This is a genomic window from Pirellula sp. SH-Sr6A, assembly GCF_001610875.1.
Classification (GTDB): Bacteria; Planctomycetota; Planctomycetia; order Pirellulales; family Pirellulaceae; genus JBKCUI01.
Genome location: NZ_CP011272.1, coordinates 519,119 through 530,781, shown reverse-complemented (window position 1 = coordinate 530,781; position 11,663 = coordinate 519,119). Strand labels below are relative to the sequence as shown.

General features: G+C 54.7%; 9 protein-coding genes. 7 read left to right on the top strand and 2 right to left on the bottom strand.

Features of this window, described 5'->3' with window-relative positions; all coding sequences use genetic code 11:
- Positions 1-45 precede the first annotated feature (45 nt).
- From VN12_RS01810 to VN12_RS01795, 4 genes are all read left to right on the top strand, one after another.
- Positions 46-2,454: a protein-disulfide reductase DsbD family protein gene (locus VN12_RS01810; protein WP_146675226.1), complete on the top strand. Its 2,409-nt coding sequence runs from the start codon at positions 46-48 to the stop codon at positions 2,452-2,454.
- A 44-nt stretch (positions 2,455-2,498) separates the two neighbouring features.
- Positions 2,499-2,750, top strand: coding sequence for an acyl carrier protein (locus VN12_RS01805; RefSeq protein ID WP_146675225.1), 252 nt, complete (start codon positions 2,499-2,501; stop codon positions 2,748-2,750).
- A 3-nt stretch (positions 2,751-2,753) separates the two neighbouring features.
- Complete coding sequence (gene thiD / locus VN12_RS01800) at positions 2,754-3,599, top strand: bifunctional hydroxymethylpyrimidine kinase/phosphomethylpyrimidine kinase (RefSeq protein WP_146675224.1); 846 nt, start codon at positions 2,754-2,756, stop codon at positions 3,597-3,599.
- Positions 3,600-3,722: 123 nt separating this feature from the next.
- Complete coding sequence (locus VN12_RS01795; RefSeq protein ID WP_146675223.1) at positions 3,723-4,244, top strand: hypothetical protein; 522 nt, start codon at positions 3,723-3,725, stop codon at positions 4,242-4,244.
- Positions 4,245-4,360: 116 nt separating this feature from the next.
- Here VN12_RS01795 and VN12_RS01785 read toward each other — a convergent pair whose 3' ends face one another.
- Positions 4,361-5,860, bottom strand: coding sequence for a rhamnulokinase (locus VN12_RS01785; protein WP_146675222.1), 1,500 nt, complete (start codon positions 5,858-5,860; stop codon positions 4,361-4,363).
- Between the two features lie 81 nt (positions 5,861-5,941).
- Positions 5,942-7,798 (bottom strand): sulfatase, encoded by a 1,857-nt coding sequence (locus tag VN12_RS01780; RefSeq protein WP_146675221.1) that lies wholly within the window; start codon positions 7,796-7,798, stop codon positions 5,942-5,944.
- A gap of 140 nt (positions 7,799-7,938) precedes the next feature.
- Here VN12_RS01780 and VN12_RS01775 point away from each other — a divergent pair, with 140 nt between their 5' ends.
- The 3 genes from VN12_RS01775 to VN12_RS01765 all read left to right on the top strand — a co-directional run bounded on the left by VN12_RS01775 (position 7,939) and on the right by VN12_RS01765 (position 11,635).
- Positions 7,939-9,219 carry an MFS transporter gene (locus tag VN12_RS01775; protein ID WP_146675220.1) on the top strand — a complete coding sequence of 427 codons (1,281 nt, stop codon included), beginning with the start codon at positions 7,939-7,941 and terminating at the stop codon, positions 9,217-9,219.
- 93 nt (positions 9,220-9,312) lie between these two features.
- On the top strand, positions 9,313-10,428 hold the full coding sequence (locus tag VN12_RS01770; protein WP_146675219.1) for a hypothetical protein: 1,116 nt from the start codon (positions 9,313-9,315) through the stop codon (positions 10,426-10,428).
- 76 nt (positions 10,429-10,504) lie between these two features.
- On the top strand, positions 10,505-11,635 hold the full coding sequence (locus VN12_RS01765; RefSeq protein WP_146675218.1) for an extracellular solute-binding protein: 1,131 nt from the start codon (positions 10,505-10,507) through the stop codon (positions 11,633-11,635).
- The last annotated feature ends 28 nt before the right edge of the window (positions 11,636-11,663 follow it).

Below are 11,663 nucleotides of genomic sequence, written 5' to 3'. Positions count from 1 at the left end.
CCCCACCCGGTAAAATCTCACGACCTCTAATCAGTAGGAAAACGTATGAGAGCTCCCCGTATTCGCACATTGCTATTGTCCCTCGCACTTTTTGTGCTCGCCGGGATTCCCAGCGCGCTCGCTCAGTCGAGTTCATCGAAGAAAGGGTTGAAGGGATTCACTCTTCCGAGTGCGAACTCCATTCCGTGCACTTTTCAGGCAAGTTACGAGTTGGAAGAAGGAGGAACCCGAGGAGTGTTGCGTGTGACCGCAACTCCTGATCCTGGGTACCACATTTTCTCGGTGACGCAGCCAGACGGTGGACCGGGGCGAACGATCATCACCTCCAAGGATAGGTCGATCAAGCTCGGGACCTTTGAACCGGACCTTCCCCCTCATATCTCGCTCGATGAGGCTGGCTTTGAAGGTTTGCAAGTGGAGTCGCACGAAGGCGCTGTGACGTGGGCGGCATCTATGGAGTTGCCGACGGTACCCGACAAGCCGGCACCCATCGAGCTTTCCATCAAAGCGCAGGTTTGCATCGAAGGGAAGTGCATTCCGATCCTCGGTGAGAAAGTGATGGCCGAGTTCGACAGTTACTATGCCTCGGCAAAGAGTTTGCAAGGGAAAGGTCCCTTTCGTGAGAGCGAATCCTTGTCGGCTTGGACGGTTTCCCTTTCGCATGAGAAAGCGAAACGGGGCGATACCGTTGAACTGATTTTGAAAGGGACGCCGGATCCATCCTTTCATTTTTACAAATACGATTCCATGGATCCATCGGTCGAATCGCGCACGTTGATCGTGCTCAAGCAGAAAGCGGGCATGAAGGCGGGTGCGCCGGTCGCGAGCAAGCCCGTAGTTCACCAAGACATGGGGGCGGGACTCGAAGTCGACTACTACGATGGGGAAGTGGAGTGGCGGATCCCTCTCAAGGTCCCTGCGGACGCGATTCCCAATCGGTACCCCATCAGCGGACAGGTTGGCTATCAGGCATGCAATGAAGGTTCATGCGACCAGCCTCGAGGATTGGAGTTCCGCGTGGAGCTAGAGATCACCGAGAACGAGTCTGTCCCGACCCCGGTATTCGCATCGATCAAGTCGATTCCATACAAGACGATCGCCGAGCTACCGAAACGGAGTCAGTGGATCGATGAACGACGCGTGGCGCTGACGCTCAGTTTGAATGAGATCCTCACGAAGTTCTGCTTGGCCATGCTCGGAGGATTGATTCTCAATGTAATGCCGTGCGTGCTGCCAGTAATCGGACTGAAGATTCTGGGGTTTGTAAGTGAAGCGGCAGGGGATCGACGAACAGCGAGTCGGTTGACCTTTGTTTATGCCATGGGAATCATCTCCCTGATCTTCGGATTGGGACTGCTCAGCGTGGTGGTGCGGCAGGTGACAGGTCAGGCGTATGGTTGGGGCGAACAGTTCGGGTCGGTGGCGTTTCGGATTGTTTCGACTTCCTTTATGTTCGCACTTGCACTGAGCTTTCTGGGCGTTTGGGACATACCGATCCCCGGGTTTGCGACGGGAGGAAAGAGTGCGGAGCTGGCGGGGCGCGAGGGTTACCTGGGCGCTTTCTTCAAAGGGTTGATTACGACGATTTTGGCGACACCGTGCAGTGCTCCTTTCTTGGGAGGAGTGTTCGTCGTCGCGCTCAACCAGCCGTCGTGGCTCGTATTGTTGATATTTACCGGCGTTGGTTTGGGCATGGCATTGCCGTATTTGTTGATCAGTTTCCAGCCTAGTTTGTTAGGGTTTATTCCTAAGCCTGGCCCGTGGATGGAGACATTTAAAGAGTTCCTGGCGTTTCCGATGCTCTTGGCCGTGGTCATGTTTGTCAATGGCTTCACAGGGGATCAGAAGATTGCGATGCTGGCATCGCTGATTTTTGTGTGGTTCGCGTGTTGGTTGATAGGTCGCGTCCCTGCTTGGGCGAGTATCGGACCGAAGCTTCGCAATTGGGGGATCGGCGTGGCCGTTGCGGTGGCGGGATCGATCGGATCTTTCTACATGATGAGTCCTTCGCCATATTCGTTGGCTTGGAAGGCCTATAACGAGGAGACGCTCGATCAAATGGTGGCGGAGGGGAAGACGGTTTTGATCGATTTCACTGCCGAGTGGTGTCAGAATTGCAAATTGAATTTGAACCAAGCCATCCATACCAAGAAGGTGAAGGATTGGGTGGAAAAGAATGGGGTCGTCGCCATGGAGGCGGACATGACCGAATATCCACCCCATATCAAAGACAAGCTCAACGAGTTGGAAAGCATTTCCATTCCGGTTTTAGCAATCTATAAGCCTGGAGATACCGAAACACCTATTGTGCTTCGAGACCTTGTCAGCGAAAAAGACGTCTTGGAAGCATTGAAGGAAGCGGGTCCAAGCCGGGCGTTGGAGTCGGTGCCTCCTTCGCTCCCTACGGCGATGCCTGCTTCGACAGCAGCGAGCGGGCTCGAACCGGTTAATTGAAACTCTGCACCCGACCCGAACAGACTCCTCCAGGAAGGATTGAAATGGACAACCCGTCGCAGCTTGCAAATCTGGAGGCTGCGGAGTCGAAGATCATCGAGTATCTGAAAAAGATAGTTGGTGGGGCTCCCAGACCAGATGATTCGCTAGCAGTGCTTGGAGTGGATTCGGTTGCCATGGCTGAGCTTACGTTCGAGTTGGAGAAACAATTTTCGATCCAAATCGACGACGACATTCTCGATGTCGATACGATTCGCGAACTCACGCATTACGTTCTTTCCCGTCAAAAGCAGTAAACGATGATTGCGAAGCACGGTGATGATTCCGGTGATGATTCCGGTGACGTCATCACTCTTTCTCCCCATTGCGTCGCGCTCACCATTGCGGGTTCTGATCCGAGCGGGGGAGCGGGGCTGCAAGCCGATTTGAAGACATTCCAGCAACTGGGTGTGTATGGAATGTCTGTTGTGACGTTGGTGACCGTTCAAAATACGCTTGGGGTCAGGCGCGTGGAGGTGCTCACACCCGACTTGGTCATCGATCAGATCCGGGCCGTTCGCGAGGATATTGAGCCCTTGGCGGTAAAGACCGGAGCATTGGGTAGCGTCGCGATTGTTGAGGCGGTGTCTGCGGAGATGGCGACGGTCCCTGTGCCGGTCGTGGTCGATCCCGTTTTGGTGAGCAAGCATGGTGATTCGTTAGCGGACGAATCCGTCGTTGTTGCTTACAAGGATTGGTTGTTGCCCCATGCAACGTTGGTAACGCCGAACCGATTCGAAGCGGAGATGCTTTCGGGGGTATCGGTGGATAGCGAAAAAAGCGGAGTCAAAGCGGCCCGCGTATTGCGTGACTTGGGTGCCGAGTGTGTTTTGATCAAGATGGGGGCTTGCGAAGGGAAGTCTCTCCATGTGCTCGCCATGGGGGATCAGGTTGTTTCGCTTTGGATGCCACGGTTGGACGCAAACAATACGCACGGCACGGGTTGCATTCTTTCTGCCGCCATCGCTTGCGGATTCGCCAAAGGGAATGGTGACGTCCAGGAGGTGGTGGAGTTTGGGCTTCAGGAAGTCTTCAAGGCCATCCATGTGAATACCGGGCTAGGACGCGGAATTCATCCGGCAGAAGTCCGCGCGCTGGGGAGCTAAAAATTTGCCGGCGACGCAATGATTCGCTAGAATCGAAAACGCCCCAACATCTTGAGATCGTCCCATAAGATTCCATCCGTTCAGAGATGGGGCTCCGAAAGAGTGCCTTGGAGGAGGTGAGCGATGACGAATGGCGTTCCAGCGCGGATTGTGAACTACGCATTCTTGCAAGAGCTCAAGGAGGAGAACACATCCCTTTGGGATGATGTCGTATTGCTCGGGTCGTACGGTGACGAGCCCTTTAGTGCGGATTGGATCGAGCAGAATGCGGGAAGTTTGCTTCGTCGTCTGCGCGACAAGTTGGCTGGGCAATTTCGAATGGAGGAATGCCTCGCGTACATCCCAGCCCCCGGCGCTCGGCAATCCGAGCAGGTCACCGCGGCGTTGGATCAGCATTTAAAGATCTTATTGCATTGCGTATCGTTGAGCGAGCAATGCGATGATTTTGAGTACGCGGGAAAGCTTGCCAGCGAGACGTTAGAAATCTGGAAGCAGATGCGAGTTCTTTACGAAGAGATCATGGAGCATGAGGCGCTGGAGAGGCGATTGATCCCGGGGGATCGGTTTGATGATGCGAGTGATGCTTCGAACGCCATGGCCCCACCCCGATCCAACTTTTGGACGAGCGTTTCGTTGAGACGATAGCGATCGATCAATAGGTCGACGCGGTGATGAGCTAGACCTCGGGCTGATTCGTGCTAAGTGAGTTTGCAATCTTAGCGATTCCAATCTTAGCGATTCCAATCTTAGCGATTCCAATCTTAGCGATATTGAGCGGTCACTTTTTGGAATCGATCGGCTGCCTCGGCCCAAAGATCGGGCGACTTGGGCTCATAGGTTTGGATATCCGGCATAGCCCGCATCCAGTTTCGAACTTCTTGGATGTCGGAGAATCGGCCGAGGGCAATGCATTGGGTGGCAACGTTGCCCAAGGCTGTGGCTTCGACGGGGCCCGCGATCACGGTTCGATTGCATGCGTCGGCCGTCATTTGGCACAAGAGTTGGTTTTGGACGCCACCACCGACGATGTGGATGGTTTCCAAGCGGTATCCGAGAATCGATTCGAGCCATTCGAGGCAAGTCCGGTATCGCATCGCAAGGCTTTCCAGCAGAGCCCGAGCGAGCCCGCCCGCGTCCGGGATCGATTGATGGGTACCTCGCAGGTATTTTTCAACTTCCGTGAGCATATCTTCCGGGGCCACGAACATCGGGTGTTCGATGTCGACAAAGGTTTGCAGAGGTGCGGCTTGGGTGGCCATGGCGGTCAAATCGGACCAACTGACTTCTGTTCCTTTGCGAAGCCAGGACGTGCGTAGTTGCTGAAAGGGCCAGAGACCTGCGATGTTTTTGAGAAGTCGAACGCTTCCATTGGCGCCCCCTTCATTGGTGAAATTCAAATCGTGGCACGAGTCGCTAAGGACAGGGGAAGCCAGCTCGACACCCATGAGGGACCATGTTCCCGAGCTGATATAGCACCATTTTGGGGTGGTTTCGGCAAACCCTTCGGCTGGGACCGCGATCACCGCCGAACCAGTGTCGTGCGTTGCAGGTACGATGACTTGGCAGCTATCGGGCAATCCCGTGCGGGTACGAAGTTTGGGGACGACTGGACCAAGAATGGTGCCAGGTTGGACCGGTGGCAGAAAGAGGTGTCTGGGTATTTGGAAGGCATCGAGAATGCGGTCCGACCAATCTCGCGTGTTGGGGTCCAACATCTGAGTGGTGCTCGCGTTGGTGGCTTCGTTGACTTTATGCCCCGACAGCTGCCAGTGGAAGAAGTCGGGAATCATCAAAAAGTTTTCTGCGATGTCGAGTTGGGGAGAGTTCTCGACGCGCATGCTCCAAAGTTGATAAAGCGTGTTAATCTCCATGAATTGGAGTCCGCTATGGGCGAAGATCTCTTTTCGGGACAGTCGATCAAACGCTTGGTGCATGAGACCGTTCGTCCGCGAATCTCGGTAGCAAAAGGCGGGGCCAACGAGATCGTCGTTTCGGTCGAGCAGTACATAATCGACGCCCCATGTATCGACGCCGACACTGGCGATTCGATCCCCAAAGCGAAGAGCGGCGAGTCGGAGGCCTTTCTCGACATCGCTCCACAAGCCGACGATATCCCAATGCAAACGGCGTCCGACATGGACCGGGACATTGTCGAAACGGTGTACGTCGTGCAGTTGGATGCGATCCTGCAAGATCTCCGCAGCCAAGACGCGACCGCTGGATGCACCGAGATCGACAGCCAAAACAATATCACCGCTCATGAGCAATTGGATAAAACGCGTAAGGAAGCATTGCGAGGCCTGGAGGGCATCGGGAAATCGAAGCGGTAGCTTACACCAAGATCAATTTTGTTGCGATCCGAGAGTTTCCAGCAGACGGGTGACATACTCCCGATAGACCGGTTCGAGTGCTGGATCGATTCCGATTTTTTTTCGCTGAGGTTCGTCGATCGTCATTTGGAGGTTCACCAAGCTATTCATGGCCGCAATCGCTTGCATTCCTTCCCATTTTTCGACGTCGCAGAGTTGAAGAAGAGTTTCGAATCCTAGGCGTTTCAGATCGGGCTCGGTGGACCTGCAAGCGGCCTCGGCGGCTGGAATGCGAACGCTCGGGTTGGAGTCTTTCAGCAATGCGATGCAAGCGTTTTGGTAATCCGCTCGCGTCGGCTGGTTCGCACCGGCAACGAGGAGGCGCTGAGCGGCCCAATACCGAACGATTGGATTGTCAGAGTCCCGATTGGGAGCTGGGCCATTCAAAGAGGATCCCTGAAAAGCAGCATCGACCAATTCGCTCCAGTTCCAGTTCGAGTCCACCTGATTCGCCTTTACAATCGCTTCGGGAACGACACCTTTGTCCTGCGTCCGAATCATGTGATGGCGGAGTTGATCGCGCAGTTCCTGCTGAACGGATCGAAGTGCTTCGGTTCCGGCAAGGTTGTGGATTTGAAACGGGTCTGACTGCAAGTCATAGAGTTCTTCAGGGGGCTTTGGTTTCCAGAAGGCGCTTTGGGCTTCGTTTAGTTTTCCCTCATCGAAGGCCTTTTTCCAGACTTGGGTGGTCGGCGTTTGGAACATGTAGGTCAAGTAGGTGCCTTGCGGGCGGAAGGGCATGAAGTTCTTAATGTAAAGGTAACGGTCGTTGCGCACGGCGCGCGACATATCGATTCTTTCATCCATTCGGTCTCGAAATCCAAATGCGTACTTCGGTGCATCTGGGATGTTCGTTCCCAGGAAGGGGGTTCCTTCGAGGTACGAGGGAATGGCAGCGCCGGCCAATCGGAGGACGGTGGGAACTAGATCCACAAACGCAATCAATCGATCGGAAGTGCCGGAGGGCTGGTAGGACTCACCAGCGATGGCGCGCAGTTTCTCGGGAACGAAGACAATCATTGGGACGTGGAGACCGCTTTGGTACAACCAACGCTTGCTGCGAGGCATCCCGCTACCGTGATCGCCGAAGTAGAACACGATGGTGGAATCGGATAGGCCATCGGCCTCGAGCTCTTGAAGAACCTTGCCGACTTGTCCGTCCATTTCTTCGATCTTGTCGTAGTACTGTGCCCAGTCTTGACGGACTTCCGGTAGGTCGGGGTGGTATGGGGGGATGGGGACCTTTTGCGGGTCTTTCTTCGCGTCATGGGGCCGTGTTCGAATTTGGCTTTCGTGGGTGGTCGTGAAATTGAAGACCGAAAAGAATGGGGATTGGTTGGGTCGATTGCGCCAGTGCGCTTTGTTGCTCGACGCGTTCCAGGGTTTGGTGGTGGCGTTGAAGTTGTAATCTTCTTTGACGTTGTTGCTGCAGTAGTAACCTTCGGCCCGCAGGAGTTCGGGCAGAAGAAGCGTATTTGGTTTTCGGGTTCCTCGGCTCCGCATGTTCGACGCGCCGAACGAAGTTGCATACATGCCAGTGATGATGGTGGTTCGAGCGGGCGCGCAGACGGGGGCGTTGGACCAGCATTGGTTGAATCGCAACCCCTTAGCCGCTAACGCGTCGATATGAGGGCTTGAGGCGAATCGATCTCCGTAGCAGCCGAGTTGTGGACCATTGTCTTCGGACGTGATCCAAAGAATGTTGGGACGCGCGGGCGAGTTGCCGGGAGAGTTACTTTGTGCGCTCGATAAACTTGGCAGTAGCAGCATCACGAGCCAAGAGCCGAAGATGGGCAACAGACGAGCGGGCAAAGGGATTGGGAGAGGCATGCGACGCGTCCTGGCGAAGGGAGAACAAACGGTGATCGGAGAGCAAAGGGCGAAGAAATTTGGCTATAGTATTCTAGCCTACCCATGAACGATTAGCTGGCTGATCCTAGCCTGTTCAAGTACATCCATGAAAGACCCTGATGGTACAGAATCTTCCGAATCGAACGAGTGCGATCGTATTGATCGGGACAGTGCTTCTCGCGGTCAACATGTATGTCGATCGAGCGGCAGTAGGGCAGCTTCGAAGTTCGATCTCGGCGGAATTTGGTTGGGAGCGAGATGAGGCTGCTTACTTCATCGGAGCTTTTTTCTGGGCGTACGCGTTGGGGCAAGTCCCCGCGGCGGCTTTGGGGCTAAGGTTTGGATTCAAGACAGTATTGACCGTTTTTCTGGTGTTGTGGTCGGGCGCGACGATTCTCACAGGGCTCTCGCAGTCATTTGCGGTTTTGATTTCGTCCAGGGTGGCATTGGGGCTCGCTGAAGCTGGCGCTTATCCCAATGCCAACGCGCTGATACGGGGCTGGTTTCCGGAGCGGCTGCGAGGTCGAGCGTGTAGTGCCGTGACATTCGGAGGCCGTTTAGGCTGGGCTATTTCGCAGTTTCTCACACCGATTTTGGAAGTTGCTTTCTCGAGTTGGCGAGCGGTTTTGATCGTATATGGCGTCGTGGGGATTTTGTTAGCCATTCCCTTTCATCTGCTCGCCAAAGATGGATCGACCACCGATTCACAAAAAGGGGCAGAACCTCCCGATCAAATAGACACTCGAGAGGTGAGCAGTGAACAATACTCTGCACCTGGGGCGGAGGCGTTGACGTTTGGACAGATGTTGGTGGAACCGAATCTCGTTCGTGCTAGCCTCGTTCAGTTTCTACTTAACTTTGGGTGGGTGTTTTTGTTAAGCGATTTGCCCAGCTACCTCACAGGCGAGCTAGGGGTTGGGAAGGTGGAAGCTGGGTTTCTGTCCTCCCTACCGGCCTGGGTGAGTTGTGTTGGGATGGTAGCGGGAGGGATCATCACGGACTGGACATCCCGGCATTTGGGTTTGCGATGGGGGCGTTCATTGCCGATTGCGATGAGTATGTTCGTGTGCGGGATCGTGTCGTTTGTCTGCCCTTGGTTCACCCATCCCCTGAGTTTCGTCGCGTTGCTCAGCGTCATGGCGATTGCCGCAGACATATCGAATCCATCGGTTTGGGCCTTCTCCCAGGATATTGGGGGCAGGAATGCAGGCAAGGTGCTTGGATGGGTCAATATGTTTGGTAATTTTGGCGCGGGACTCAGTCCGGTCGCCATTTCGATGATTCAGCGCCAATTCGGGTGGGATGCTTGTTTCTGGGCCTTTTCCCTCTGCTTCGTCGTCGCCGGTGTCACTGCGTTAGGAATGGATTCCAATCGAAAACTGAATCGGAATCATGCGTAGCTTATGCCTGATTGCCTCCTCTTTATTCCGGCATGTATACTAATCGTTCCTACTGGCTCTCCCCAACCCCTCTCCTATCTCCGCGAATTCATCATGAAATCGAACAACCCATTGAGATCTGCTACTTGGAATCGAAGAACCCTGCTCCAAAGGACCGCCGCAGCAGGAGCGGTTGGAATGGTCGGTTACCACGGCTTGGTCGCAAATGCCTCGTCAGGATCCGCCCAAGAGATCATTGTCGGGGAAGGTCCGCATCGTTATCGGCTGGTGCATCATTGTGTTCAGCTACCAAGTCAGTACACATGGCAAACGACACACAACGTCGCAGTGGATGCCGAAAACAACGTATACGTCATCCACGAAGGTCGCGAGAATCAAAAAGACCATCCATCGATTTTTGTCTTCGACGACAAAGGGAAGTTTATTCGGGCCTTCGGAAGTGAATTCCAAGGCGGGGGGCATGGCATTGAGGTTCGCACCGAGGGGAGTGAACAATTCTTGTACGTCGCCGCTTACCAGCAGGTGAAAGCGTTTGCAAAGTTGACGTTAAAAGGGGAGACGGTTTGGAAGAAGTTCGCACCGACCGAGTCCAAAATCTATCATGCCGACGAAGCGACCCATCCCACGAAGACTTGGGGACCAGATCGATTTTTGCCGACCAATTTTGCATTCCTTCCAGATGGCGGTTTCTTTTTAGCGGACGGCTACGGTGCATTTCACATCCATCGATTCGACAAGGACGGGAAGTGGCTCTCGTCGTTTGGTGGAGCAGGAGACGGTGAAGGGAAATTCAAGACTCCGCATGGACTGTGGATCGACGATCGCAATCCGCAGGCCCCCAAGATCGTCGTGACGGACCGAGCGCACCACACGCTCCAGATCTTTAGTATCGATGGCAAGTACGAGCGGACCATTACAGGTTTTGGATTGCCTGCAAACGTAGATCTTCAAGGGGATTTGTTGCTGGTTCCGGAATTGAAGGCCCGCGTATCGCTGTTGGACAAAGACTACAAGACCGTCGCGACTTTAGGGAGCGATGTGGAGCGAATCGGCGAAGACAAAGGCAATACCATTCGCCGCGACGAGTCGAAGTGGCTCGATGGCAAGTTTGTGCACCCCCATGATGCTTGTTTTGATTTGGCCGGTAATATTTACGTGGCCGAGTGGGTCCAGTCCGGTCGGGTCAGCAAATTGACCAAGATGGCTTAGCGATTCGATCGCACCGCTCTTTCCCTGTCTCGCCATTCAAAAGATCTTGAACTCTTCCCCAGAAAGACACAGTCCGTTGATAAAGGAATTTCAGCATCGGCCACGATCCGGTGCGACTCGAGGAGGTGAGCGGCTGTTGGTTGGGGTAGGTTTTGCCCTCGTATTTGCGATGCTCGTCGGCGGATGCATACGCAGGGCAGAGAATCAGGTAACGATTTACGCGGCGGCGGACCGCGAGTTTGCTTCGCCGATTCTCGATGGTTTTGAGAGACAGAACGCTGGGGTTGAGGTATTGCGTCAGTTCGACGTCGAGGCGAGCAAGACCTTAGGCTTGGTTTCTCGTATCGAAGGAGAAGCCAGTCAGCCCAAGTGCGATTGTTTTTGGAACAATGAAATCTTGCACACCCTGCGACTTCAAAAGCAGGGATTGTTGCAGGCTCGCAAATGGAAGATCCCAGATGCGTGGCCCAAGTCGTTTCGAGCCGCAGATGGAAGTTGGGTGGGGATCGCGGCCCGTGGCCGTGTGTTGCTTGTGAATAAGACCAAGCTTCCGGATCGAGAGGCGTGGCCCAGTTCGGTCCTGGAGTTGGCGGATCCGAAATGGAAGAGTCGTTGCGGGATTGCGTACCCCATGTATGGAACGACGGCGACACATATGGCCGTATTGGCGAGTCATGCGTCGAAGATCCTTCCCCCAGTTGGAGTGGTTGGTCCCGAGAAATCTACGAGCGGGGTTTGGAGTTGGGAGCAATGGATTGCGGGAGTTCGTGATAATGCCGTTGTACTGGCTGGGAATAAGCAGGTCGCGATTGCAGTGGGGCAAGGTGATTTGGATTGGTGTTTAACCGATACCGACGATGCGATCGGCGAGGTGGAGTCCGGAAAACCGGTGGAAATCGTGTTTCCGGATCAGGGAGCAGGGGGCATCGGAACCTTGTTCATCCCCAACACGATTGCCGTGATAAACAGGGCTCCCCACCCGGTTGCCGCCGGTTTGCTCGCGGACCATTTGGTCAGCGAAACGGTGGAGGGGAGGTTGGTGATGGGGAATGGTGCTCACTTCCCCCTATGGCCCGACGCGAAGGAGCAGTCCCGCGCTTCGCCCAACGCGCCGGTCCGTTGGGCAGAGGTCGACTTCCAGCTTGCTGCCGATGGCTGGGAGTCCCTGTCGGTAGAACTTCCCAAGATCTTTTCCTCGGCACCTTGAGCGTTGTTCCAGGCTGCCTTCCAGGCCG